Here is a 24,066-nt window from a genome sequence, read left to right as displayed (position 1 = left end):
GCGCATGGGTGCGAGTGGCGCGACAAACGGGGTGGAGCAGGGCATGGAGGGCGCGAAAGCCAAGGAAAGGTCGAGCCCAGGTCAAGGGAAACCCAAGGTGGAGGCCGCCGAGGCGGTCGAGGGCCCCGAGGCCGCCGCGCCCGGCAAGGCAGCCGAAGGAGGCAAGGCCGCCGAAGGCACCACCGACGGCGGGCCGAAGCCGCGGAGCATGTACCTGGTCATGTTCTCGCTGATGATCGCCGTCCTGCTCGCGATGCTGGACAACATGATCGTGGGCACCGCCATGCCCACCATCGTCGGAGAGCTCGGCGGCCTGGAGCACCTCTCCTGGGTCGTCACCGCCTACACCCTCACCACAGCCGCCTCCACGCCCATCTGGGGCAAGCTCGGCGACATGTTCGGGCGCAAGGGGGTCTTCCTCACCTCCATCGTCCTCTTCCTCGCCGGCTCGATGACCTCGGGCGCGGCCCAGACCATGGGACAGCTCATCGGCTTCCGCGCCCTCCAGGGCCTGGGCGCGGGCGGGCTGATGGTCGGCGCCATGGCGATCATGGGCGACCTGGTGCCGCCTCGTGAGCGCGGCAAGTACATGGGCATGATGGCCGGAGTGATGTCGCTGGCCATGATCGGCGGTCCGCTCGTCGGCGGCACTCTCACCGACCACCTCGGCTGGCGCTGGGCGTTCTACATCAACCTGCCGCTGGGCGCCGTCGCGCTCGCGATGGTCGGCACCGTCCTGCACCTGCCGAAGAAGCGCACCCAGGGCCGTATCGACTACACGGGCGCCGTGCTGCTGACCCTCGGCATCACCGCCGCCGTACTCGTCACCAGCTGGGGCGGCACCGAGTACGACTGGGGCTCGGCCACCATCGTCGGCCTCGGGGCGCTGGCCGTGATCGCGCTGATCGCCTTCCCCTTCGTCGAGCGCCGGGTGGCCGAGCCGATCCTGCCGCTGCGGGTCTTCCGCAGCAGCAACTTCTCGCTGGTCGCCTTCATCGGCTTCCTGCTCGGATTCGTGATGTTCGGCTCGATGACCTTCCTGCCGCTCTACCAGCAGAGCGTCCAGGGCGCCTCGGCCACCAACTCCGGGCTGCTCCTGCTGCCCGTGCTGCTGCCGATGATGGTCGTCTCCGTGGTCACCGGCCGTGCCACCACCAAGACGGGGAAGTACCGCATCTACCCCATCGTGGGCGGCGCGCTGATACCCGTCGGCCTCTTCCTGCTGGCGCAGATGGACGTCGGCACCAGCAGGGTGACCTCAGCCCTCTACATGGCCGTGCTCGGCGCGGGCATGGGCTTCCTGATGCAGCTGACCATGCTCATCGCGCAGAACAGCGTGGAGCTGAAGGACATGGGCGTCGCCTCGTCGACGACCACCCTCTTCCGCACCATCGGCGGCTCCTTCGGCGTCGCCCTGATGGGCACCATCTTCGCCCGCCGAGTGGAGGACGCCATGCGGGAAAGCGCGGCGGCAGCCGGCAACGGGGGCGGCGGATCGGCCGCCAAGCTCACCGAGGGCGGCGCCCAGCTCGACGCCGCATCCCTGGAGAAGCTGCCCGAGCAGATCCGGGCGGCGTATGAGCACGCGGTGGTCAACGGCACCCATGCGGTCTTCCTGCTCGCGGCGGGGGTCACGGTGCTCGCCTTCGTCGCCGCGTGGTTCATCAAGGAGGTCCCCCTCAAGGACGCCGCAGCGCAGCGGCCGGAACCGCAGGACGGTGCCCCCGCCGGGGAGACCGGCGAACCGGGCCCCGACACCACGGAGGGCGAGTCCGCCCGGGTCGACGGGCGAGCCGGCGTAGGAGCCTGAGCGAGGCGGCTCCCTCCCGCCCTGCGGTCCGCCACTGCCCAGCAGGGGTTGCCCCTTCCCCTGCCGCGGCGGGCGGGCCGGTGGGGGCACGCCGGGCGGTTGTGCCGCGACGGGCGCGCGCACCGCTGTGCCGGGAGGGGTGCGCTCACCGCGTGGAGCCCGGCGGTTGCCGAGTGGTCGGCAGCCGCCGGGCTCCCTCGCGTCCCTGGGCTCCCCGGCAGGGGCCGGCGAATGGTTCAGGTCAGCGGCAGGCGGTACCGCTTGCCGTCCAGGGGCTCGACCAGCCCGTCGGCCACCAGCCCGTCCAGCGCCCGTGCGCGCTGGACGGGCTCGTGCCAGACGCGGTCGAGGTCGGACTGGGGGACCGGCTCCTTGGCGGCGCGCAGCACGGCCAGCAGCCGTCCGCGCACCTGCCGGTCGGTGCCCGCATACGCCTGGGTACGCCGCGCCGGCCCCTGGTGCTCGGGGGCGCCCGCCCGCTGCCAGGCGCACTGCGCCGCGATCGGGCACCGTCCGCACTGGGGGTTGCGCGCGGTGCACACCAGTGCGCCCAGCTCCATGGTGGCCGCCGCCCACCGAGAGGCGGTCTGGTCGTCCTCGGGCAACAGCGCGCGGGCGAGCTTGCGTTCGGCTGCCGTGGTGGCGTTGGGCGGGTACTGCCGGCCGCTGACGGCGCGCGCGAAGACCCGCCGCACATTGGTGTCGAGCACCGCGTGCCGCCTGCCGTAGGCGAACGACACCACGGCGGCGGCGGTGTACTCGCCGACGCCCGGCAGCGCCAGCAACTGGGCGTGCTCGACGGGTACCTCGCCGCCGTGCCGTTCCGCTATGGCCTTGGCGGCTCCGTGCAGCCGCAGGGCGCGGCGCGGATAGCCGAGCCGGCCCCAGGCGCGTACTGCTTCGCCGGGCGCCTCGGCAGCCAGGTCGGCGGGGCGCGGCCAGCGCTTCATCCACTCCTCGTACACCGGCAGCACCCGGTTGACGGGGGTCTGTTGGAGCATGAACTCGCTGACCATGACGCCCCACGCGCCCGCTTCCGGGCGGCGCCAGGGAAGGTCGCGGGCGTGTGTGGCGAACCAGTCGACGACGGGAGCATGGAGGGCGCGCGCCGTCTCGCGCAGGGCGGGGTCGACGGCTTCGGTTTCCGCGGCGCGCGCATGCGGGGCGCCGGCCGAAGCGGCTTGGGGAGTCTCGGTGGTCGCAGTCATGGCACGACCGATCCTGGCACGGCGCTCCTCATCCGAAAAACGCACACGCGGTACGAAAGCCTGTCCGCTGCTTCCGCCCCGCATTCGTGAGGTATTTCTCGTGTAGCGACAGACACCGTGGACAGCATGTTTGCCGCGTAAGGCGGTCAACCCCAGGAATCTCCGAAGATGTCACCAAAGCGGTACGGAACGGGACCGATCACTCCCGCGCGCTCCGCACTTTGCCGCTCATCACAACAATTGGTGCTCCGAGCGGTGGGTGCGGTCCTGTGGTGTGGCTGATGTCTCGTAAGGTTTCCGCGTGGGATCTCTGCGCAATCCGATCGGGCCGCTTCCCTCCTCCATCTACTGGCGCCGGAGGGCAGTTGCCCTTGCTGTCCTCGCGCTGCTGGTCCTGATCGTCGTCTGGGCAGTGACCTCGCTCGGCGGCGGCGACGGATCCCGCAATGAGGGCAAGGGCGGCGAGGGGGGCAACGGGCCCGCCAGCACGATCACTCCGGGCCCCACCGGCTCCGGCCCGGCCATCAGCGAACGTCCGGGCGGCCGTGACGAGGAGAACGGCGGCTCCGACGGCTCGGGCGGCACCGGGGGCTCCGACGAGAAGGACCAGTCCTCGGCGGGCGGCACGGGCTGGGGCCCCGGGGCCGGCGCAGGGGCCGGCAACGGCGGTGCGGGCTCCCAGGGTTCGGGCTCGGGCGGCACCGGCGGCGGGGGAGCGGCCGGCGTACCGGCCTCGGCCGACCTGGCCGACTGCCGCCCCGGCGAGGTGAAGGTGGCGCTGCGCAGCGTCGAGAAGGAGTACGGGCCGGGCGAGCGGCCGCAGTTCGAGCTGAGGGTCACCAACGAGACGGGCGGCGCCTGCAAGATCGACCTCGGCCGCACCGCGACGATCGTGACGATCAAGAACCCGGAGGACGCCAAGTTCTGGCGCTCCGACGACTGCCCGCCCACCGAGAAGCCGATGCTGCGTCTGGTGCCGGGCCACGGCAGCTCGACCCACACCCTCACCTGGCTCCGCAAGGCCAGCGCGGCCAACTGCGGTACGCCCACCTTCGAGGCGCCCAAGCCGGGCACCTACGAGGTGGAGGTGAAGGTGAAGGGCCTCAAGACGGTCCGCACGTCCTTCAAATTGGTGAAGTAGTAGCCGTCGGGCCCGGCAGCCGTCACACGTAGCGTTCGAGGATCGAGGACTCGGCGAGCCGGGAGAGGCCCTCGCGGACCGAGCGGGCCCGGGCCTCGCCGACGCCGTCCACCGCCTGGAGGTCGTCCACGCTTGCCGCGAGCAGCTTCTGCAGGCCGCCGAAGTGGTCGACCAGCCGGTCGATGACGGTGCCCGGCAGCCGCGGCACCTTGGCCAGCAGCCGGAAGCCGCGCGGCGAGACGGCCGAGTCGAGGGTCTCCGGGGCGCCGCTGTAGCCCAGCGCCCGCGCCACGGTGGCCAGTTCGAGCAGCTCGGTGTGGGTGAGCCGGTCGAGGTCGTTGAGCGCGTCGGGTACGGAACGCACCCGGCGCCCTGCGCCGACCGTCTGCGGCGCGTAGTCGCGGACGACCAGCTCGCGCTCCGGCTCCACGCCCGCGATCAGCTCGTCGAGCTGGAGGGAGAGCAGCCGGCCGTCGGTGCCCAGTTCCACCACGTACTGCTCGATCTCCGTGGCGATCCGGCGCACCATCTCCAGGCGCTGGGCCACGGCCGTCACATCCCGGACGGTGACCAGGTCCTCGATCTCCAGCGCGGAGAGCGTGCCGGCGACCTCGTCCAGGCGCAGCTTGTAGCGCTCCAGCGTCGCCAGTGCCTGGTTGGCCCGGGAGAGGATCGCCGCGGAGTCCTCCAGTACGCGCCGCTGCCCGTCGACGTAGAGGGCGATCAGCCGCATGGACTGGCTGACGGAGACGACCGGATAGCCCGTCTGGATCGAGACCCGCTGTGCTGTGCGGTGCCGGGTGCCGGTCTCCTCCGTCTCGATCGAGGCGTCGGGTACCAGCTGCACACCCGCCCGGACGATCTTGGAGATGTCCTTGTCGAGGATGAGGGCGCCGTCCAGCTTGCACAGCTCGCGCAGCCGGGTGGCGCTGAAGTCCACATCGAGCACGAAGCCGCCGGTGCACAGCTGCTCGACGCTCTTGTCCATGCCGAGGACGATGAGCCCGCCGGTGTTGCCGCGCAGGACGCGCTCCAGCCCGTCGCGCAGCGCCGTTCCGGGCGCGACCGCGCTCAGTGAGGCGCGCATCAGGCCGGACGCCCCCTCGGCCCTGCCGGGGACCGCTGCCCGGTCGTTGGCTGCCACTGCACTCCTTCGGTCGTGCGGGTGCCTGTCGGCATTTCCTCGGCCGCCGGATTCCACCGCACCTTCGCCGAGGCCGTGCCGGTCCCCCCTCGCGGTGCCGCGCACAGCCCCCCGTGATGCTCGTGGTCGGTCGAGACCGGGGCAAAGTCTACCGGCGCACCGAACGGACCCCTCGCCGCGTCGGCCGGGGCCGGCCCGGCGGACGCGGCGGTCCGTCGGCGCGGCGGCGGCAGTGGGGGCCGGGGGCGGCGCTATGCGGTGGCTGCCGTACGGGCGGGGCGTGCGGGCAGGACGCGCAGGGCCTCGCCGATGTCGGCGACCTCCAGCACCCGCATTCCGTCGGGGACGCGGCCCGGGTCGCCGGGCACCAGCGCGTGGGTGAAGCCCAGCCGCGCGGCCTCCGCCAGCCGGCGCTGGACGCCCGTCACCCGGCGCACCTCGCCGGCCAGGCCGACCTCGCCGATCGCCACCAGATTCTTCGGCAGCGGGGTGTCGCTGGCGGCGCTGGCCAGCGCGAGTGCCACCGCCAGATCGGCGGCGGGCTCGGAGAGCCGTACGCCGCCGACCGTGGCGCTGTAGATGTCCCGCTTGCCCAGGGCGCTGATCCGGCCGCGCTGCTCCAGCACCGCCAGCATCATCGAGACCCGCGAGTTCTCCAGCCCTGAGGTGGTTCTGCGGGGGGAGGGGATCTGGCTGTCGACGGTGAGCGCCTGCACCTCGGCGACCAGCGGCCGCCGCCCCTCCAGCGTCACCGTCAGACAGGTGCCGGGAACGGGCTCGGCGCGGCGGGTCAGAAACAGCCCCGAGGGGTCGGCCAGCCCCGTGATGCCCTCGTCGTGCAGCTCGAAGCAGCCGACCTCGTCCGTGGTCCCGTACCGGTTCTTCACGCCGCGCACCAGGCGCAGCCGCGCGTGCCGGTCGCCCTCGAAGTGCAGCACCACGTCGACCAGGTGCTCCAGCAGCCGCGGCCCGGCGATGGCGCCGTCCTTGGTGACGTGGCCCACCAGCAGTGTGGACATGCCGCGCTCCTTGGAGGCCCGGATCAGCGCGCCGGCCACCTCCCGCACCTGGGCGACGCCGCCGGGCGCCCCGTCGATCTCGGGGGAGGCGACCGTCTGCACCGAGTCCAGCACCAGCAGCGAGGGTTTGACCTCGTCCAGGTGCCCCAGGACGGCCGAAAGGTCGGTCTCTGCGGTCAGATACAGGTGGTCGTCGATCGCGCCGATGCGGTCGGCCCGCAGCCGCACCTGCCCCGCGGACTCCTCGCCGGTGACGTACAGCGTGCGGTGGTCGTCGGAGGCCGCCTTGGCCGCGACGTCCAGCAGCAGTGTCGACTTGCCGACGCCGGGCTCACCGGCCAGCAGCACCACGGCGCCGGGCACCAGGCCGCCGCCCAGCACCCGGTCCAGCTCGGGCACGCCGGTGGCGCGGGCCGTGGCCTGCTTGCCGTCGACCTGACCGATGGGCAGTGCGGAGACCGAGACCCGGCCGGGCGACGTGGTACGGACAGCGGGGGCGCCGCCCGCCTCCTCCACGGTGCCCCAGGCGTGGCACTCGGGGCACCGCCCGAGCCACTTGGCGGTCTGCCAGCCGCATTCGGTGCAGCGGTAGGTGGGACGGTCCTTGGCGGACGACTTACGGGCAGCCATGGCGTCACCGTATAGGCGGCCACTGACAGCCGGCCCGTCCCGTCCAGGGCCGTTCGGCCCTGACGGCCGCTGTCAGCCGGTGACAGCCGGTCCGCGCGCGGTCGGCCGGGGGTCATATGCGCGCCCTTGGCGCGCCCCTTTGTGCCCTTGGTGTCGCCAAACCCATCGGACGTGTCCTGTTTTGACGACCCCCGTCACCCGAAGGAAGTAATCCCGCGTCGGCGGCCCCGGCAAAGCGCCATCATCCGCCTACCGTCGCCGGGGTGATGACGAGCAGGCGCGAGCACCCGACGAACGCCCCCGGCGCACCCCCAGCGCACCGGGCGGGCAGGACGACGCACCACCACCCCGCGAGCACGGGCGCGCGGTGCGACGACGCGTACCTGGACGGCCTGTTCACCTACTGCCTTTCCGTGATGTGCGAGCACGAATCCGCTCTCGCCGCACTGGGTGAGGCTCTTGCCCTCGCGGACCGCCAACGCGCGCGCGGCCGCGCCCCCGAGGACGAACAGGCCCACCGGCCCTGGCTGTACGCGCTGGCCCGGTGGGCCTGTTCGCGTCGCCTCGCCGACCAGAAGGCCGCACAGTCGGCGCTGGTCGCGCAAGGCGCGTGGGGTACGCCGACCGGCCGGGGTGCGGGATCCGGGCAGGTGGAGCAGGCCGGCCGGCCCCCGGCCGGTACGTGGTCCACGACGTCCTCGACCGGCACGTGGCCCCCGCACGCCCCCGCACCCCCGGCTGCCCCCGCCTCCCCGACCGCCTCCCGGTCCCCGGCCGTCCCCGCAACCTCGGCCGCCTCTCCACCCCCGGCCGTCCCCGCCTCCCCGGCGGCCCAGGGGATGGAGCCGCTGGGCCCCGGCGCCCGTGCCCAGCGGCGCCGGGAGTTGGCCGCGCTCGCCTGGCCGGAGGCCGCCGGGATCTCGCCGGAGCAGCGCGAGGCCCTGGAGCTGTCCGTCCGGCACGGGCTGTCCCCCGAGCAGATCGCGGCCGTGCTCTCCCTGACGACCGCAGCGGCGGAGGACCTGCTGCTGAACGCCTCCTGCGAGGTCGAGCGCACCAGGGCGGCGCTGCGCGTCGTCGAGTCGGGCGGCTGCGCCGCCGTCGCCAGGCTCGCCGGTGACGAGCGGCTGCTGCTGGGCACCGCGCTGCGCCGGGAACTGGTGCGGCACGTGGACGAGTGCGCGCAGTGCCGCCGGGCCGCCGAGCACGCCATGGCCGAGGTCTCCTGGCCCGGCACGGCGCCCGCCTCGGCCGCGCTCGCGGTCCTGTCGGCCCCGCGCCCCGCTGTCGAGGCCGCCGTCGCACTGGCGCGCCGGGCGAGAGCCCAGCGCACGCCCCGCTTCGACCGCGCGGGCTTCCCGGTGTGCGAGAACGAGCGGGGGGCCCGCCGGGACCGGCTGCGCGCGCGTGCGCTGACCTCGACGGTCGTCGCGGCCGTGCTGGCAGCGCCGGTGGTCGCGCTGTGGGCTGCCTATCGCGGGGCGCCCGTCACGGGCGAGCCTCAGGCGGACCGTTCCGCCACAGCGCCGGACACGCAGGACGGCGAGGGGTACGGCGGCGCGGGCGGCCCCGGCGGTATGGGCTCGCCGCCGGGGTCCGGGGCGCGCGGCGCCGCTCCGGGCGACGACGCGAAGGGCGGGGCGGGGAAGGCGGACGGCGAGGCACGGGAGAAACCCTCCCGCGACCACAAACAGAAACCCCGCGCGCCCCGGCGCGACCCCGCGGCACCGCCGTCGGTGGACCGGCCGTCGGTGCCGGTGTCCACGCCCGATCCCTCGGCGCCGGCGTCCTCCCCGTCGTCACCGGCCTCCGGCGGGACGCCGACCGGCAGCCCGGACCCCAGCGGCTCCCCGTCGCCGTCCCCCACGCCGACCCAGGGCTCGGACCCGCCCCAGGACTCGGACCCGCCCCAGGACACGGGCGATTCCCCGTCCTGAGGGGCGCCGCCGCCTCCGCTACTGCGGCGTGTCCGGCTCGCCAGAGCCACAGCCACAGCCGCCACCGCTGCAGCCGCCACCGCCGCCGCTGCCGCTGCCGACCCCGGCCTCTGCCCGGGCGGCGGCGGCGCGGGCCGTCGCCGGATGTTCGGCCACCAGGGGCAGTCGGCTCGCCATGCGCTGGGCGCACAGCTCGGCGAGCTGGTCGTAGCCGGGCTTGCCCATCAGTTCGATCAGCTCGGCGCGGTACGACTCGTAGACCGGCCGTCCGGCGCCGTGCGCCGACGGCGCCGCGGTGCACCACCAGTGCAGGTCGTGCCCCCCTGAGCCCCAGGCCCGGCGGTCGTACTCGCCGATGGTGACGTACAGCACCTCTTCGCCGTCCGGCAGCTCCACCCACTCGTAGCTGCGCCGGATCGGCACCTGCCAGCACACGTCCGGCTTGGTCTCCAGCGGCTCGCGGTCCTCGCGCAGCGCGAGGGTGTGCAGCGCGCACCCGGCGCCGCCCGCGAAACCGGCCCGGTTGTTGAAGATGCAGGCGCCCTGCCAGCGTCGCGTCTGGCGCTCGCCCTCCTCGTTGACCTCGGTCCAGCCCAGCGCGCCGGTGCCGATGTCGTGGAACTGCCAGATCTCGGGTGTCAGCCGGGCCACGTGTGAGGCCACGCGCTGCTCGTCGTCCTCATCGGCGAAGTGGGCACCCAGCGTGCAGCAGCCGTCGGAGGCGCGGCCTGCCGTGATGCCCTGGCAGCCGTTGCCGAACAGGCAGTTCCAGCGGGACGTCAGCCAGGTCAGGTCGCAGCGGAAGACCTGCTCGTCGTCGGCCGGGTCGGGGAACTCCACCCAGGCGCGGGCGAAGTCGAGGCCGACCTCCTCGTCGCGCGCCCGGGGCGCCGGAAGCGCGTCGTGCGCGCCGTCCTGCTTCTTGTGCTTCGCCGCTTCGCTCTCACCCACGCCTCCAGCGTACGGGCCGGGCGGTGCGCTGCCCGGACGGCGCTCCATGGGCCGTCTTCCCGTATCGTCGCGGGGAGGTACCCGCTCGTCGCCGGGAGGTACCCGCAGCGTCGGGCCCGGGAGGAGGCTAGCGTGCTGGGTATGAGACTCGGTGTCCTCGATGTGGGCTCGAACACGGTCCACCTGCTCGTGGTGGACGCGCACCCCGGTGCCCGGCCCCTGCCCGCGTACTCCCACAAGACGACGCTGCGGCTCGCCGAACTGCTGGAGGCGGACGGGTCGATCAGCGCGGAGGGCGTCGAGCGGATCTGCACCACCCTCACCGAGGCGCTGGAGGTCTCCGAGGACAAGGGGGTCGAGGCGCTGCTGCCCTTCGCGACCTCCGCCGTCCGCGAGGCCACCAACGCGGAGCACGTACTGGACCGCATCGCCACCCGGACCGGCGTCAAGCTGGAGGTGCTCTCCGGCGCCGACGAGGCGCGGCTGACGTTCCTGGCCGTACGGCGCTGGTTCGGCTGGTCGGCGGGGCGGCTGCTGGTGCTGGACATCGGCGGCGGCTCGCTGGAGATCGCCTACGGACTGGACGAGGACCCCGACGCCGCGGTCTCGCTGCCGCTGGGCGCCGGACGGCTCACCTCCGGGTGGCTGCCGGGCGACCCGCCCGACCAGGCCGACGTCCGCGCCCTGCGGCGGCATGTGCGGGCCGAGATCGCCCGCACGGTGGGCGAGTTCAACCGGTTCAGCCCGCCGGATCATGTGGTCGCGACCTCCAAGACGTTCAAGCAGCTCGCGCGGATGGCGGGCGCCCCCCGGAGCGCGGACGGCCTCTACACCCGCCGGGTGCTGAGCCGGACCTCCCTGGAGGGGTGGGTGCCCAAGCTCGCGGCGATGCCCGTCGAGGAGCGCGCGGCCCTGCCCGGCGTCTCGGAGGGGCGGGCACACCAGCTCCTCGCCGGGGCGCTGGTGGCGGAGGCCGCCATGGATCTGCTCTCCGTCACCGATGTGGAGATCTGCCCCTGGGCGCTCCGCGAGGGCATAATCCTGCGCCGCCTGGACCGGATGCGCACGGCGTAGACCGCTCCGAAGGGCTCAGGAGAGCGCCCGCTCACAGGGGGGCAACCCCTCGCGGCGAGCGAACCGCGCTTAGGGTGGCTGGGTGGGCATCGAAAGCGTGCGGGTCCCCCAGGCGAAGGTCGCGCTGTCGACGGCCTCGGTGTACCCGGAGTCGACGGCCGCGGCCTTCGAGATCGCCGCGCGCCTCGGTTACGACGGCGTCGAGGTCATGGTGTGGACGGACCCGGTCAGCCAGGACGTGGACGCGCTGCGTCGGCTCTCGGACTTCCACGGGGTACCGATCCTCGCCGTACACGCCCCGTGTCTGCTCATCACGCAGCGCGTATGGTCCACCGATCCGTGGGCGAAGCTGGTGCGCGCCCGCGCCGCCGCCGAGGCGCTGGGTGCCTCCACCGTCGTCGTCCACCCGCCGTTCCGCTGGCAGCGTTCCTACGCGCGCGAGTTCGAGCGCGGCGTGTGGCGGATGGCGGACGAGACCGACGTCCGGTTCGCCGTCGAGAACATGTACCCCTGGCGCTACCGGGACCGCGAGATGCTGGCCTACGCCCCGGACTGGGACCCCACCCAGAACGACTACCGGCACTTCACGATCGACCTCTCGCACACGGCGACGGCCCGTAACGACGCGCTGGCCATGGTCGACCGGATGGGGGAGCGGCTGGGGCATGTGCACATCGCGGACGGCAACGGCTCGGCCAAGGACGAGCACCTGGTGCCGGGGCGCGGCTCGCAGCCGTGCGCCCAGGTGCTGGAGCGGCTGGCCGCGCTCGGGTTCGACGGGCACGTGGTCGTCGAGGTGAACACGCGGCGTGCCATGTCGGCCGCCGAGCGCGAGGAGGATCTGGCCGAGGCCCTCGCCTACACCCGGCTCCACCTCGCCGCCCCGGGCGGCACCGGAGAGGAGCCAGGCGGCTCCGGGGACGGGACGGCGACCGGCCACCCCGCCGGCCGGGGGAAAGCATGACCGACACCCCTTCGCACGATCCGGAGCCGAAGCCGGAGCCTGAGTCCGAGCCGGGGCCGGAGCCCGAGGCGGCTCCCGCGCCGCGCAGGCGTGGGCGTCCCGCGCGCAGTGCCGCCGGAGCAGGCCCCGGGGCGCGCGAGCGGATTCTGGCCTCGGCCCGCGGGGAGTTCGCCGAGCACGGCTACGACAAGGTGTCCGTGCGTGCCATCGCTCGCGGCGCCGGGGTGGACGCGGCGCTCGTCCACCACTACTTCGGCACCAAGGAACAGGTGTTCGTCGCGGCGATCGAGGGCGCGATGGCGCCCGTGCTCGACGTCCCCGCCATGGTCGGGACCGTTCCCGAGGGCGCCGTGGGCGAGGCACTCACCCGGCGGTTCCTGGGGTTCTGGGAGGAGCCGGCCACGCGCGAGCCGGTGCTGGCGATCCTCCGCTCGGCGGTCAGCAACGAGCGGGCGGCGGCCGTCTTCCGCGGGCTGCTGACCCGCAATCTGCTGACCCGGGTGGCCGCGCGGATCGAGGGCCCCGACGCCGAGCTGCGGGTGAGCCTGGCCGCGGCCCAGCTGGTGGGCGCGGCCATGCTGCGGCATGTGATCCGGCTGGAGCCGCTGGCCTCGGAGCCGCTGGAGGGCGCCATCGCCCGGCTGGCGCCGGTGGTCCAGCACCACCTCACGGGGTCGGCGGGCGCACGGAACGGTTCCGTCCATCATCCGGACCCCCTGTCCGGATCCTGAGCCCGAGGCGTACCCTCGGTTCTTCTACGTACCGCACGATTCCCCCGTACGGCACGATTCTTCTACGGATACGTACCGCAGCGGCCGCAGGGCCCCGACGCCATGGCGGCCGCCCGCACCAAGGGAGGGGCAGCCATGCCCGAGCTGAGGTCCCGCACCGTCACACACGGCCGCAACATGGCAGGGGCACGTGCCCTTATGCAGGCTTCCGGTGTAGCGCGCGAGGACTTCGGCAAGCCGGTGATCGCGGTGGCCAACAGCTTCACCGAGTTCGTGCCGGGCCACACCCACCTCCAGCCGGTGGGCCGGATCGTGTCCGAGGCGGTCAAGGCGGCGGGCGGCATCCCGCGCGAGTTCAACTCGATCGCGGTGGACGACGGCATCGCCATGGGCCACGGCGGCATGCTCTACTCGCTGCCCTCCCGGGACCTGATCGCCGACTCGGTCGAGTACATGGTCGAGGCGCACTGCGCGGACGCGCTGATCTGCATCTCCAACTGCGACAAGATCACGCCCGGGATGCTGATGGCCGCGATGCGGCTCGACATCCCCACCGTGTTCGTCTCCGGCGGCCCCATGGAGGCCGGCCGCGCGACGCTGGTGAACGGCACCGTCCGCAAGCTGGACCTGGTCGACGCGATGTCCGAGGCCGTCAACGACAAGGTCTCCGACGAGGACATCCTCCGTATCGAGGAGAACGCCTGTCCGACCTGCGGCTCCTGCTCGGGCATGTTCACCGCGAACTCCATGAACTGCCTCACCGAGGCCATCGGCCTGGCGCTGCCCGGCAACGGCTCCGTGCTGGCCACCCACACGGCGCGCAAGGCGCTGTACGAGACGGCGGGCCGTACGGTCGTCGAGATCGCCCAGCGCTACTACGACCAGGACGACGCCACCGTCCTGCCGCGCAGCGTCGGCTCCCGCGCCGCCTTCGAGAACGCCATGGCCCTCGACATCGCCATGGGCGGCTCCACCAACACGATCCTGCACCTGCTGGCGGCGGCCCAGGAGGCCGAGCTGGACTTCACGATGGCCGACATCGACCGGCTCTCCCGCAAGCTGCCCTGCCTGGCCAAGGTCGCCCCGAACGTGGCACCCGGCGGCACGTACTACATGGAGGACGTGCACCGCGCCGGCGGCATCCCCGCCATCCTGGGCGAGCTCTACCGCGGCGGGCTGCTCAACGAGGACGTGCACACCGTGCACGCCGACTCGCTGGACGAGTGGCTCAAGACCTGGGACATCCGCGGCGGCTCCCCGTCCCCCGAGGCCGTCGAGCTCTTCCACGCCGCACCGGGCTGCAAGCGCTCCGCCGAGGCTTTCTCGCAGTCCGAGCGCTGGGAGACGCTGGATGTCGACGCGGCGGGCGGCTGCATCCGCGACGTCGAGCACGCCTACTCCGCCGAGGGCGGACTGGCGGTGCTGTACGGCAACCTCGCCGAGAACGGCTGCGTGGTGAAGACCGCGGGTGTGGACGAGTCGATCCTGACCTTCACCGGGCCCGCAGTCGTCTGCGAGTCCCAGGAGGACGCCGTCCAGAAGATCCTCGACAAGACGGTCAAGGAGGGCGACGTCGTCGTCATCCGCTACGAGGGCCCCAAGGGCGGCCCTGGAATGCAGGAGATGCTCTACCCCACCTCCTTCCTCAAGGGCCGGGGCCTGGGCAAGACCTGCGCACTGATCACCGACGGCCGGTTCTCCGGCGGTACGTCGGGGCTGTCCATCGGCCACATCTCGCCGGAGGCGGCGGGCGGCGGCACGATCGCGCTGGTGGAGGACGGCGACCCGGTCGTCATCGACATCCCCAACCGGCAACTTCGCCTCGACGTCCCCGACGAGACGCTGGCAGCGCGCCGCGAGGCACTGGCCGGCCGGTACGCGCCCGCAGCGCGCGAACGCAAGGTCTCCACAGCGCTGCGCGCCTACGCGGCAATGGCCACCAGCGCCGACCGCGGCGCGGTGCGCGACGTGACGCTGCTGGAACGCTGACAACCGCGCCCCGTCAGGGACGCGCCCCGAAGGGGCGCGGGGAACTGCGCGACCAGCCACGACGAACCGCAACCCCGCCGACAACAGCCAGGGGCAGACGCTGCCCGAAACCCCGCACGGCCATAATCGAACCGTGCCCCAGCAACCGAAGATCCCCGACGCCCCGACCCCGGAACCGCTCCGTTTCTACGGCACCACCTGGGTCGACCACTCCCAGGGCTACGCACTGCGCCGCGCAGCCCTGGGCATCGGCGCGGTACTGGCGGCGATCGCCGGGGCCTTCGTACTGCGCTTCGCCTACCAGGGCGTCGTACTGGCCGACATCGGCAAATGGGCCAGCATCCTCCTGGTCGCCGCGTTCGCGGTCTGCAGCGCACTGGCGTTCTCCCGCACCCTCACCCACTACGGACGCCGCCCCACCGAGCGTGAGGAGGCGGCCGAGTCCTCCATGCGCAGCGTCCGCGTCGTCGGCTTCATCGGCGTGCTGCTCGCCTACGCGGTGCGCTCCTGCGTCGAGGCGCCCGGCGAGAAGCTGCACCGCGCCGAGTACGAGGAGGCGCTGGCCCGGCACGAGCGTCAGCGCTCGGCCCGTACCGGCAACCCGGCGGCTCGCAAACGGAAGCGCAAGCGCTGATCCCGCAACCCCCCCACCCCCTCCGGGAGGGCCCCTCGGGGCCCTCCCGCAGTCGTCTCAGGGTGAACCCTGAACTGTCCCCGACTAGGGGCTTCTTGGCTCGACACCCCGCTCCGTCACATGTCAGATTCTTCTTACACCCAAGAGAGAGGGGTCGCGGTGAGCGCGATCGAGACCCCGACAGGAGACGAGCTGCTGAAGATCCTGACGGCGCTCGGCAATCCGCACCGGATGCGGATCGTCGCGGCGCTGGCCCAGGGCCGCAACTACGTCAGCAGACTCGCCCGCGAGATCGGCGTGAGCCGTCCCCTGCTGCATATGCACCTCCAGCGGCTGGAGGCGGCCGGCCTCGTCGTCGGGTCGCTGGAGCTGTCGGACAGCGGCAAGGCGATGAAGTTCTTCGAGCTGGCCCCGTTCGCCTACGCGCTGACCCCGCAGGTCGTCGCGGAGGCGGCGGAAACCCTCACCGACCAGGACCAGAACGAGAACCAGAACGAGCACCAGGACGAGACCCGGCACAGGAAAGCGAGAACGCAGTGAACGAGCAGCTGACGAACACGGCAGCCGCCGACCCGGCCGGTGTGTGGGCGGCGGCACTCGGTACCGGCGGGCTCTTCGTCCTGCTGATCGTCATCGTCTGGCAGATCGCCGCCACCTGGCGGTCCCGCATGCTGGCCGCCCGCGAGCAGCAGTACAAGGCCCTGACCGAGAAGTACGCCCAGCTCTTGGAAGACAACGTCGAAATGCACCGCCGCACCCTGGACGAACTCACCCAGGCCCGGCAGTCCATCGCGTCGATGGAAAAGATGATGCGCGAGATCGAGTAACCGGCCCGCCATCCCGCACCACGGCGCTCGTACGGCCGGGAGCGGCAACTCCCGGCCGTACACATGAGCGTGAGCACCTCGCGAACCCCTCGCGTCCCACACCCACACCATGGAGGTTACCCATGCCTGCTGGCAGCACGCTGCGCAGCCTGGCCACGGCCCCCGGCGGGAAACGCACCAAATGGCTGGTGCTCGCCGCCTGGCTGATCATCGTCGTCGCGCTCGGACCGCTGGCCGGGAAGCTCGGCGAGGTGGAGGACAGCAGCGCCAACGCCTTCCTGCCCGGCAACGCCGAGTCCGCGAAGGTCAATACGGAGCTGGAGAAGTTCCGCGGCAAGGACGAGATCATTCCGGCCGTCGCCGTCTACTCCCGCAGCGACTCCGCCACCACCAAGGCCGACGCCGCCAAGGCACGCGCCGACCGCGCCGACTTCGCGCCCCTGGTGGCCAAGGGGGAGAAGATCAGCGGTCCGGTCCCCTCCCGGGACGGCAAGGCGCTGATGCTGGTGGTGCCGCTGACCACCGGCGACGACGACATGACCGACGACGTGGAGAAGATCCGCTCGGTCGCGGCGGCCAACGCGCCTCCCGGGCTCGACGTGGAGGTCGGCGGCCCGGCCGGCTCGCTGATCGACAACATCAAGGTCTTCGACAACCTCGACTCCAGGCTGATGCTGGCCACCGGAGCCGTCGTCACGCTGCTGCTCCTGATCACCTACCGCAGCCCGCTGCTGTGGCTCTTCCCCGTGCTGTCGGTCGGCTTCGCCGCCGTCCTCACCCAGGTCACCACCTATGTGCTGGCCAAGTACGCCTCGCTGCCCGTCGATCCGCAGAGCGCGGGCATCCTGATGGTGCTCGTCTTCGGCGTCGGCACCGACTACGCGCTGCTGCTCATCGCCCGCTACCGCGAGGAGCTCCACCGCCACCAGGACCGGCACGCGGCCATGCGGCTCGCGCTGCGCCGCTCCGGGCCCGCGATCGTCGCCTCGGCCGGCACCATCGCCATCGGACTCGCCTGCCTCGCCTTCGCCGACATCAACTCCTCGCGCTCGCTGGGCCTGGTCGGTGCCGTCGGTGTCGTCTGCGCCCTGCTGGCGATGATCACCGTGCTGCCCGCGCTGCTGGTGGTGGCCGGACGCTGGGTCTTCTGGCCGTTCGTGCCCCGCTACGACGAGGCAGCGGTGGCCGCCGCCGAGGGGCAGCCGCGCGCGGCCCGCACCGTCTGGTCCCGTATCGGCGCCCTGATCGCCCGCCGCCCGCGCTGGTCGTGGCTGATGTCCATCGCCGTCACGGCCGTACTGGCGCTGAGCGCGACCGGCATCACCATGGGGCTGACGAACGCGGAGATGTTCCAGGACAAGCCGGAGTCCGTCGTCGCCCAGGAGAAGCTCTCCGCGCACTACCCGTCCGGCTCCTCCGACCCGGCCACGGTCGTCGTACGGACCGAGGCGAGCGCCGCGGCACAGCGCGCAGCGGCGGGCGTCGACGGAGTGGAGTCCGTACGGGCCGACGACCGCACCGCCGACGGGTCCCTGACCTCCCTGTCCGTCGTCCTGGAGGACGCGCCGGACAGCGACGCGGCCAAGCACACCATCGACCGGCTGCGCACCGCCGTGCACAAGGTCGACGGCGCCGACGCGCTGGTGGGCGGTACGACAGCGGAGTCGCTGGACACCCGGCGCGCGGCGGAGAGCGACCTGAAGGTCGTCATCCCGATCGTGCTCGCCGTCGTCCTGCTGGTCCTGGTGGCGCTGCTGCGCTCGCTGATCGCCCCGCTGCTGCTGCTCGCGACGGTGGTGCTGTCCTACTTCGGCGCGCTGGGAGCCTCGCACCTGGTCTTCGTACACGTGCTGGACTTCGCCGCGATGGACAACTCCCTCCCGCTGATGGGATTCGTCTTCCTGGTGGCGCTGGGCATCGACTACAACATCTTCCTGATGACCCGGGTCCGCGAGGAGGTCGCCCTGCAGGGCCACAACAAGGGAGTGCTGGCCGGCCTCAGCTCCACCGGCGGTGTGATCACCTCAGCGGGCATCGTGCTGGCCGCCACCTTCGCGGTGATCGCCTCGATGCCGCTGGTCTCGATGGCACAGCTCGGCGTGCTGGTCGGCATCGGGGTCGTGCTGGACACCTTCCTGGTCCGCACCGTCCTGGTCCCCTCACTGGCCCTGGACCTCGGCGCCCGCATCTGGTGGCCGAGCCGCCTGGGCCGCGACGGCACGCAGCCGCGGCCCCAGGAGAAAACGAACGAGTCGGCCCCGAAGACCATGGAGATGGAACGCGTCTGACCCACCGCAGTTCCCCGCTCCCCGTCAGGGGCGCGGGGAACTGCGCGACCAGCCCCAAGGCACCCGCAGTCTGCAACGCGCGGTCAGGGGCTACCCGTGAGCAGCCGGCTCACCACCGGAGGGCTGCCCCAGGGCAGCCAGCGTCAGCACGTTGCCCCCGATGCCCCAGCCGCCGTCGGTGACCTCCTCGACCAGCACCATGGTGTTGGCGCGGGCTCGTTCGCCGTAGATCTCGACATACAGCTCGGTGGTGCGGGTGACGAGCTCCTCCTTCTGCTGCTCGTCGAGCGTTCCGGCAGGGACCTTGAAGTTCGCGAAAGGCATGAGACGTCTCTTTCAGATCGGTTGTGGTGGTGACAGAAGCAGAAACGTGCTGGCGGCGGCTGTCAGACGATGCCGCCGTTGGCGCGGATGACCTGGCCGTTGACCCAGTGCCCGCCCGGTGAGGCGAGGAAAGCCACGAGCTCGGCCATGTCGGCAGGCGTGCCGAGGCGTTCCAGCGGCGGCTGCGCGGCCAGCCGGGCGACGGTCTCCTCGTCCTTGCCGTCGAGGAACAGATCGGTGGCGGTGGGACCGGGCGCGACGGCGTTGACGGTGACGTCCCGCCCGCGCAGCTCCCGCGCGAGGATCAACGTGAGGGCTTCGACCGCGCCCTTGCCGCCCGCGTAGGCGCCGTATCCGGGGAAGGCCAGGCCCACCACGGACGAGGAGAAGGTGACCAGCGCCCCGCCTGGGCGCGTCCTGCGGGCCGCCTGCTGGGCGACGACGAAGGTGCCCCGGACGTTGGTGCGGAGCACCGCGTCCAGCTCGGACAGGTCCATCTCGGCGACCGGGGCCAGATACCCCCGGCCGGCCGCGTGTACCACCGCGTCGACGCCGCCGAACGCCGACTCGGCGGCGTCGAACAGCGCTGCGACCTGCTGCTCGTCGCCGACGTCGGCCTGTACGGCGAGCGCCCGGCCGCCGTCCGCGGTGATCTCCTTCGCCGCGGTCTCGGCGAGCTCCTGGTTCCCGGCGTAGCCGACCACGACGGCATAGCCGTCGGCGGCCAGTCGGCGCACCGTCTCGCGGCCGATACCGCGTGAGCCGCCGGTCACGACGGCGACGCGGCCGGCCGCGCCGGGTCGGGAGTCGGGCTGGGACTGCTGCTGGGTGGACATGGCGTCTCCTGCGAACGGTGCTGGGTCGGAAAGTGAGAAGGACCGTGCTGGACGGCAAACGGGAAGCGGGCGGGAAGCGGGAAGGGACCGGCGCCGGCCCGGCGCCGCCTCCTGCTCGCCTCTCCAGCCTGGGCCCGGGGACGGGGGCCTGCCAGGGCGCCGGTTACCCAGGGGTCGGCGACCCCTGGCTCGGTACGTCGGTCCGCGTGACGATGGCAGCGTGAATCAATCCGAACTCGCCGCATTCCTCAGATCCCGGCGCGACCGCGTCCGCCCGGCAGATGTGGGCCTGCCCATCGGCCCCCGGCGCAGGGTGCCCGGCCTGCGGCGTGAGGAGGTCGCGCAGCTGGCCGGGCTGTCCGCCGACTACTACACCGAGCTGGAGCGCGGCCGTGGTGTCCGGCCCTCGGCCCAGGTGCTGGCGGCGCTCGCCCGGGCACTGCGGTTGCGGGGTGACGAGCGCGACCATCTGTTCCACCTGGCGGAGCGGCCGCTGCCGGCGGCCGCTCACGGCACGGCGGCGCACGTCGAGCCGGCTCTGCTCGGCCTGCTGGACCAGCTCACCACCACTCCCGCCCAGATCATCACCGATCTGCACGAGACCCTGGTCCAGAACCACCTGGCCCGCGCGCTCGTCGGCCGGGCTCCGGCGGCTCGCGGACCCGCGGCGAGCCTTGTCCACCGATGGTTCACCGACCCCGACGCGCGGGCGCTCTACCCCGCGGAGGACCACCCGCACCACTCGCGGGTGTTCGTCGCCGATCTGCGCGCCGTGGCGGCCCGGCGCGGCCGCGACGCCGAGGTGGCCCGGCTGGTGGCCGGGCTGCGCAGGCGCAGTCCGGAGTTCGCCGCGCTGTGGGACGCACACGACGTGGGCCTGCGGCGGGCCGACCACAAGCGGATCGTGCATCCGGCGCTCGGCGTGATCGAGCTGGACTGTCACAGCCTGTTCAGCGAGGACGGGCGGCAGCGCCTGCTGTGGTTCTCCGCGCCGCCCGGCAGCGAAGGCGCTGCCCAACTGGAACTTCTCTCGGTCATCGGCACCCAGGAGCTGACGGCGGGCGCCGATGCGCTTGACGGCCCGGGAGACGCCGGACAATAATTCATCACATGATGAATAAGTCGCCGCGCGCCCCCGCGCGCACCCATACCGCAGCGGACGCCGCCCCGGCCGCCGCCCCGGCCGCCGCCGTCCACGCCCGCGACCTCACCGTCGTACGCGGCAGCCGCCGGGTGCTCGACAACCTCTCCTTCGACGTCCGACCCGGCACCGTCACCGGTCTCCTCGGCCCCTCGGGCAGCGGCAAATCCACCCTCATCCGCGCCATCGTCGGCACCCAGGCCAAGGTCACCGGCACCCTCGATGTGCTGGGCAGGCCCGCAGGCACCGCACCGCTGCGCTCCCGGGTCGGCTACGTCACCCAGTCCCCGTCCGTCTACGCCGACCTGACGGCACGGCAGAACCTCGACTACTACGCGGCGGTCCTCGGCATCCCGCACGCAGACCGCGCCGCCGCCGTCGAACAGGCCCTCACCGACGTCGACCTCACCTCGCACGCGGACGACCTGGCCGACAACCTCTCCGGCGGCCAGTCGTCCCGCGTCTCCCTCGCCGTCGCACTGCTGGGCACCCCCGAACTGCTCGTCCTCGACGAGCCCACCGTCGGCCTCGACCCGGTGCTCCGCCGCGACCTGTGGAACCTCTTCCACCGCCTCGCCGCACGCGGCACCACCCTGCTGATCTCCTCGCACGTCATGGACGAGGCCGACCGATGTGAACACCTGCTCCTGATCAGGGACGGCACCCTGCTGGCCGCCGACACCCCGCAGGCCCTCCGCGAGAACACCGGCAGCGACACCGTCGAGGACGCCTTCCTCAAGCTCGTCGAGTCCGCGCGCGGCGACTCGGACCGCGCCGAGTCCGCCGCCAAGTCCTCCGGAGCCACCTCATGAACGCCGCCCGCACGCTCGCCACCGCACGCCGCGTCCTGCGCCAGCTCGCCCACGACCCCCGGACGATCGCACTGCTGCTGCTCGTCCCCGTACTGCTGCTGGTGCTGCTCTACTACGTCTTCGACGTGGACCGGCGCTCCTTCGACAGCATCGGCGCCTCGCTGCTGGGCATCTTCCCGCTGGTGACGATGTTCCTGGTCACCTCCATCGCCACGCTGCGCGAACGCACCTCGGGCACGCTGGAGCGGCTGCTGTCCATGCCGCTGGGCAAGGCCGACCTGATCGTCGGCTACGCACTGGCGTTCGGGGTGCTCGCCGTCGTCCAGGCCTCCGTCGCCACCGGCGTCGCCGTCTGGTTCCTCGACCTCGACATCGCGGGCTCGCCCTGGCTGCTGCTGTTCATCGCGCTGCTCGACGCCCTGCTGGGCACGGCATTGGGGCTGTTCGTCTCCGCGTTCGCCGCCTCCGAGTTCCAGGTGGTCCAGTTCATGCCCGCAGTCGTCTTCCCGCAGATCCTGCTGTGCGGCCTGTTCGCCCCGCGCGGCAGCATGCAGCCGGCGCTCGAGGCGGTCTCCAATGTGCTGCCCATGTCCTACGCGGTCGACGGCATGACGGAGGTCCTCAAGCACCCGGACGCCACCGGGGACTTCGTCCGGGACGCGGCGATCGTCGCGGGCAGCGCCCTCCTCGTCCTCTTCCTCGGAGCCGCCACCCTCCGCCGCCGTACGGCCTGAGCGCGTCAGCGCTGCGGGCTCGGCTCCGCGCTGCGACTCGCGTCAGCGCTGGGGACTCGCGTCCGCGCTGCAACCCGCGTCAGCGCTGCGGGCTCGCCGTCCGCGCTGTGGACGAAGCGCGGTCCGGCGGCGGTCCGGTGCGAGGATGGATGCGGTGTCCGCGATCGCGGGCAGGCGGCCACACGGCGTCCGACGCGCAACAACGCACGAGGTGAAGCACCCCATGACCACCCAGAAAGTCGCGGTCCTCGGCACCGGCAAGATCGGGGAGGCGCTGCTCTCCGGCATGCTGCGAGGCGGCTGGTCGCCCTCCCGCCTCCTGGCCACCAGCCGCCGCCCCGAGCGCGCCGCCGAACTGCGCGAGCGCTACGGCGTGGAGACCGTCGGCAACGCGGAGGCCGCCAAGACCGCCGACACCCTCATCCTCACCCCCAAGCCGCAGGACATGGGCGCGCTGCTGGACGAGCTCGCCCCGCACGTGCCCACCGACCGCCTGGTGATCAGCGGCGCCGCCGGCATCACCACCCGCCACCTCGAACAGCGCCTCGCCCAGGGCACCCCCGTCATCCGCGTCATGACCAACACCCCGGCGCTGGTGGACGAGGCGATGTCCGTGATCTCGCCGGGCACCCACGCCACCGAGGACCACCTGAAACTCGCGGACGAGATCTTCGGCGGCGTCGGCAAGACCCTCCGCCTCCCCGAGGGCCAGCAGGACGCAGCCACCGCGCTCTCCGGCTCCGGTCCCGCCTACTTCTTCTTCCTGGTCGAGGCCATGACCGACGCGGGGATCCAGCTCGGCCTCCCGCGCGACAAGGCCCACGAACTGATCGTCCAGGCCGCCGTCGGCGCCGCCACCATGCTCCGCGACAGCGGCGAACACCCCGTCACCCTTCGCGAGAACGTCACCTCGCCAGGCGGTACGACGATCAACGCCATCCGCGAACTGGAGAACCACCGCGTCCGGGCCGCCTTCATCGACGCCATCGAGGCTGCACGCGACCGCAGCCGCGAACTGGGGAGCTGACGGCGAGCCGGGGGAGGGGCGCTCGGGTGCCACTGGGCGCCCGTGGGTGCCGCTGAGCGCCTCTGGCGCAACCCCTCATTTCCGGGCCCGCAGCCCCCGTACGCCCTCGTGCACCAGCGTGATCGTGAACGCCAGGGCCAGCCCGAGCGCCACCCCGTACAGCGGCGTCTCCTCGAACGCCGCGCCGCCGACATACCCCAGACAGGCCGAATAGACCGCCCAGCTCGCCACGGCCACGGCGTCGAACCGGGTGAACGACCGGCGCGGAAAGCCGGTCGCCCCGGTGGTGAGCGTGGCCGCCGTCCGGCCGCCGGGGATGTAGCGCGCCGCCACCAGCACCAGCCCGCCCCGCTCGGCCAGCATCCGCCCCACCCGCTCATAGACCCGCCGCCCCCGGCTCCCCTCCCGCAGCCGCGCCTGGATACCCGCCCCGGAGCGCCGTCCGATCGCGTACGAGACGTGGTCCCCGACGAAAGCACCGAGCGCCGCCACCACGATCACCAGTGGCAACGCGGGCTCGCCCTGCGCGGCGGCGAACACTCCCAGCGTGATCACCAGCGTCTCGCTCGGCACCACGGGGAAGAACCCATCCAGCATCGCGATCGCGAACAGCGCCACGTACACCCATGGCGTACTGACGAATCCCTCGACCGCGTGCACTATCGCCTCGTTCATTCTCCGGAACGTACGGAGCGCACCAGCCGCCCAGCAGCCCACGATCGTCGTCGGCCACCCTCCACTTTCGACAGATGTCCGGCTCGGCCCTGCCGCGTACGGTGACCAGCGTGAACTCCCTCGCACCCGCTCGCCGACTCCCGGCCCGGCTCCGCGAGCACCTGCGCCGT

Annotated in this window: 23 protein-coding genes (1 of these 23 cut by a window edge); 16 read left to right on the top strand and 7 right to left on the bottom strand. The window is 72.6% G+C overall.

Annotation, left to right across the window (positions count from 1 at the left end; all coding sequences use genetic code 11):
- The first annotated feature begins 208 nt into the window (after nucleotides 1-208).
- A complete protein-coding gene (locus HC362_RS13720) occupies nucleotides 209-1,810 on the top strand; it encodes an MDR family MFS transporter (protein ID WP_243088561.1) in 1,602 nt (533 codons plus the stop codon).
- A gap of 236 nt (nucleotides 1,811-2,046) precedes the next feature.
- Here the strand turns inward: HC362_RS13720 and HC362_RS13715 are convergent, their stop codons facing one another.
- Nucleotides 2,047-3,018: an A/G-specific adenine glycosylase gene (locus HC362_RS13715; protein WP_209268318.1), complete on the bottom strand. Its 972-nt coding sequence runs from the start codon at nucleotides 3,016-3,018 to the stop codon at nucleotides 2,047-2,049.
- Between the two features lie 301 nt (nucleotides 3,019-3,319).
- Between HC362_RS13715 and HC362_RS13710 the strand changes: the two genes are divergently transcribed.
- Nucleotides 3,320-4,159 carry a hypothetical protein gene (locus tag HC362_RS13710; protein WP_243084200.1) on the top strand — a complete coding sequence of 280 codons (840 nt, stop codon included), beginning with the start codon at nucleotides 3,320-3,322 and terminating at the stop codon, nucleotides 4,157-4,159.
- A 22-nt stretch (nucleotides 4,160-4,181) separates the two neighbouring features.
- Here the strand turns inward: HC362_RS13710 and disA are convergent, their stop codons facing one another.
- Together disA and radA are read right to left on the bottom strand one after the other, a co-directional pair.
- Entirely contained in the window at nucleotides 4,182-5,303 is a 1,122-nt protein-coding gene (disA, locus tag HC362_RS13705; RefSeq protein ID WP_243084199.1) for a DNA integrity scanning diadenylate cyclase DisA, read from the bottom strand.
- 251 nt (nucleotides 5,304-5,554) lie between these two features.
- Nucleotides 5,555-6,952, bottom strand: coding sequence for a DNA repair protein RadA (radA, locus tag HC362_RS13700; protein WP_243084198.1), 1,398 nt, complete (start codon nucleotides 6,950-6,952; stop codon nucleotides 5,555-5,557).
- A gap of 266 nt (nucleotides 6,953-7,218) precedes the next feature.
- Here radA and HC362_RS13695 point away from each other — a divergent pair, with 266 nt between their 5' ends.
- Nucleotides 7,219-8,889 (top strand): hypothetical protein, encoded by a 1,671-nt coding sequence (locus HC362_RS13695; RefSeq protein ID WP_243088559.1) that lies wholly within the window; start codon nucleotides 7,219-7,221, stop codon nucleotides 8,887-8,889.
- 18 nt (nucleotides 8,890-8,907) lie between these two features.
- Here the strand turns inward: HC362_RS13695 and HC362_RS13690 are convergent, their stop codons facing one another.
- Nucleotides 8,908-9,729, bottom strand: coding sequence for a hypothetical protein (locus tag HC362_RS13690; RefSeq protein WP_243088558.1), 822 nt, complete (start codon nucleotides 9,727-9,729; stop codon nucleotides 8,908-8,910).
- Nucleotides 9,730-9,981: 252 nt separating this feature from the next.
- On the opposite strand from HC362_RS13690, the gene HC362_RS13685 reads away from it, so the two are divergent.
- The 8 genes from HC362_RS13685 (at nucleotide 9,982) to HC362_RS13650 (ending at nucleotide 18,347) form a co-directional block, all read left to right on the top strand.
- Complete coding sequence (locus tag HC362_RS13685; RefSeq protein ID WP_243088553.1) at nucleotides 9,982-10,914, top strand: Ppx/GppA phosphatase family protein; 933 nt, start codon at nucleotides 9,982-9,984, stop codon at nucleotides 10,912-10,914.
- 82 nt (nucleotides 10,915-10,996) lie between these two features.
- Nucleotides 10,997-11,878, top strand: coding sequence for a sugar phosphate isomerase/epimerase (locus HC362_RS13680; protein WP_243084197.1), 882 nt, complete (start codon nucleotides 10,997-10,999; stop codon nucleotides 11,876-11,878).
- Entirely contained in the window at nucleotides 11,875-12,609 is a 735-nt protein-coding gene (locus HC362_RS13675) for a TetR family transcriptional regulator (protein WP_243084196.1), read from the top strand. The genes HC362_RS13680 and HC362_RS13675 overlap by 4 nt, the downstream gene beginning before the upstream one ends.
- A 135-nt stretch (nucleotides 12,610-12,744) precedes the next feature.
- A complete protein-coding gene (gene ilvD / locus HC362_RS13670) occupies nucleotides 12,745-14,598 on the top strand; it encodes a dihydroxy-acid dehydratase (protein ID WP_243084195.1) in 1,854 nt (617 codons plus the stop codon).
- Between the two features lie 133 nt (nucleotides 14,599-14,731).
- Nucleotides 14,732-15,232 (top strand): hypothetical protein, encoded by a 501-nt coding sequence (locus HC362_RS13665; protein ID WP_243084194.1) that lies wholly within the window; start codon nucleotides 14,732-14,734, stop codon nucleotides 15,230-15,232.
- A gap of 159 nt (nucleotides 15,233-15,391) precedes the next feature.
- The gene (locus HC362_RS13660; protein WP_243084193.1) at nucleotides 15,392-15,772 is read left to right on the top strand and encodes a winged helix-turn-helix domain-containing protein; all 381 of its coding nucleotides are present in this window, start codon (nucleotides 15,392-15,394) and stop codon (nucleotides 15,770-15,772) included.
- Nucleotides 15,769-16,059: a YwqI/YxiC family protein gene (locus HC362_RS13655; RefSeq protein ID WP_243084192.1), complete on the top strand. Its 291-nt coding sequence runs from the start codon at nucleotides 15,769-15,771 to the stop codon at nucleotides 16,057-16,059. The genes HC362_RS13660 and HC362_RS13655 overlap by 4 nt, the downstream gene beginning before the upstream one ends.
- Nucleotides 16,060-16,181: 122 nt before the next feature.
- On the top strand, nucleotides 16,182-18,347 hold the full coding sequence (locus HC362_RS13650) for an MMPL family transporter (RefSeq protein ID WP_243084191.1): 2,166 nt from the start codon (nucleotides 16,182-16,184) through the stop codon (nucleotides 18,345-18,347).
- A gap of 90 nt (nucleotides 18,348-18,437) precedes the next feature.
- On the opposite strand, the gene HC362_RS13645 is transcribed toward HC362_RS13650, so the two are convergent.
- Nucleotides 18,438-18,671: a 4-oxalocrotonate tautomerase family protein gene (locus tag HC362_RS13645; protein ID WP_243084190.1), complete on the bottom strand. Its 234-nt coding sequence runs from the start codon at nucleotides 18,669-18,671 to the stop codon at nucleotides 18,438-18,440.
- A gap of 62 nt (nucleotides 18,672-18,733) precedes the next feature.
- Entirely contained in the window at nucleotides 18,734-19,507 is a 774-nt protein-coding gene (locus HC362_RS13640) for an SDR family oxidoreductase (protein WP_243084189.1), read from the bottom strand.
- 220 nt (nucleotides 19,508-19,727) lie between these two features.
- Here HC362_RS13640 and HC362_RS13635 point away from each other — a divergent pair, with 220 nt between their 5' ends.
- The 4 genes from HC362_RS13635 to proC all read left to right on the top strand — a co-directional run bounded on the left by HC362_RS13635 (nucleotide 19,728) and on the right by proC (nucleotide 23,221).
- Nucleotides 19,728-20,609: a helix-turn-helix transcriptional regulator gene (locus tag HC362_RS13635; RefSeq protein WP_243084188.1), complete on the top strand. Its 882-nt coding sequence runs from the start codon at nucleotides 19,728-19,730 to the stop codon at nucleotides 20,607-20,609.
- An 8-nt stretch (nucleotides 20,610-20,617) separates the two neighbouring features.
- Nucleotides 20,618-21,460 (top strand): ABC transporter ATP-binding protein, encoded by an 843-nt coding sequence (locus tag HC362_RS13630; protein WP_243084187.1) that lies wholly within the window; start codon nucleotides 20,618-20,620, stop codon nucleotides 21,458-21,460.
- Nucleotides 21,457-22,194, top strand: a complete 738-nt coding sequence (locus HC362_RS13625; RefSeq protein ID WP_243084186.1) for an ABC transporter permease — start codon at nucleotides 21,457-21,459, stop codon at nucleotides 22,192-22,194. The genes HC362_RS13630 and HC362_RS13625 overlap by 4 nt, the downstream gene beginning before the upstream one ends.
- A gap of 223 nt (nucleotides 22,195-22,417) precedes the next feature.
- Nucleotides 22,418-23,221 carry a pyrroline-5-carboxylate reductase gene (proC, locus tag HC362_RS13620; protein WP_243084185.1) on the top strand — a complete coding sequence of 268 codons (804 nt, stop codon included), beginning with the start codon at nucleotides 22,418-22,420 and terminating at the stop codon, nucleotides 23,219-23,221.
- Between the two features lie 75 nt (nucleotides 23,222-23,296).
- On the opposite strand, the gene HC362_RS13615 is transcribed toward proC, so the two are convergent.
- Nucleotides 23,297-23,896: a DedA family protein gene (locus tag HC362_RS13615; RefSeq protein WP_243084184.1), complete on the bottom strand. Its 600-nt coding sequence runs from the start codon at nucleotides 23,894-23,896 to the stop codon at nucleotides 23,297-23,299.
- Nucleotides 23,897-23,970: 74 nt separating this feature from the next.
- Between HC362_RS13615 and HC362_RS13610 the strand changes: the two genes are divergently transcribed.
- A protein-coding gene (locus HC362_RS13610) for a histidine kinase (RefSeq protein ID WP_243084183.1) crosses the window boundary here: on the top strand, nucleotides 23,971-24,066 show its beginning. 1,578 nt of this gene lie beyond the right edge of the window; only the first 96 of its 1,674 coding nucleotides appear in the window; the start codon lies at nucleotides 23,971-23,973; the stop codon falls past the right edge of the window.

The organism is Streptomyces sp. 891-h (assembly GCF_022760275.1).
GTDB lineage: Bacteria > Actinomycetota > Actinomycetes > Streptomycetales > Streptomycetaceae > Streptomyces > Streptomyces spirodelae.
The sequence above is the reverse complement of the archived record's forward strand: the minus strand, read 5'-3'. Positions and strand labels throughout refer to the sequence as shown.

Coding starts and splice junctions, on each gene's coding strand:
- HC362_RS13720 (WP_243088561.1), top strand. CDS start 209: ATGTACCTGGTCATGTTCTCGCTGATGATCGCCGTCCTGCTCGCGATG.
- HC362_RS13715 (WP_209268318.1), bottom strand. CDS start 3,018: ATGACTGCGACCACCGAGACTCCCCAAGCCGCTTCGGCCGGCGCCCCG.
- radA (WP_243084198.1), bottom strand. CDS start 6,952: ATGGCTGCCCGTAAGTCGTCCGCCAAGGACCGTCCCACCTACCGCTGC.
- HC362_RS13695 (WP_243088559.1), top strand. CDS start 7,219: ATGACGAGCAGGCGCGAGCACCCGACGAACGCCCCCGGCGCACCCCCA.
- HC362_RS13685 (WP_243088553.1), top strand. CDS start 9,982: ATGAGACTCGGTGTCCTCGATGTGGGCTCGAACACGGTCCACCTGCTC.
- HC362_RS13675 (WP_243084196.1), top strand. CDS start 11,875: ATGACCGACACCCCTTCGCACGATCCGGAGCCGAAGCCGGAGCCTGAG.
- ilvD (WP_243084195.1), top strand. CDS start 12,745: ATGCCCGAGCTGAGGTCCCGCACCGTCACACACGGCCGCAACATGGCA.
- HC362_RS13650 (WP_243084191.1), top strand. CDS start 16,182: ATGCCTGCTGGCAGCACGCTGCGCAGCCTGGCCACGGCCCCCGGCGGG.
- HC362_RS13645 (WP_243084190.1), bottom strand. CDS start 18,671: ATGCCTTTCGCGAACTTCAAGGTCCCTGCCGGAACGCTCGACGAGCAG.
- HC362_RS13640 (WP_243084189.1), bottom strand. CDS start 19,507: ATGTCCACCCAGCAGCAGTCCCAGCCCGACTCCCGACCCGGCGCGGCC.
- HC362_RS13630 (WP_243084187.1), top strand. CDS start 20,618: ATGATGAATAAGTCGCCGCGCGCCCCCGCGCGCACCCATACCGCAGCG.
- HC362_RS13625 (WP_243084186.1), top strand. CDS start 21,457: ATGAACGCCGCCCGCACGCTCGCCACCGCACGCCGCGTCCTGCGCCAG.
- proC (WP_243084185.1), top strand. CDS start 22,418: ATGACCACCCAGAAAGTCGCGGTCCTCGGCACCGGCAAGATCGGGGAG.
- HC362_RS13615 (WP_243084184.1), bottom strand. CDS start 23,896: ATGAACGAGGCGATAGTGCACGCGGTCGAGGGATTCGTCAGTACGCCA.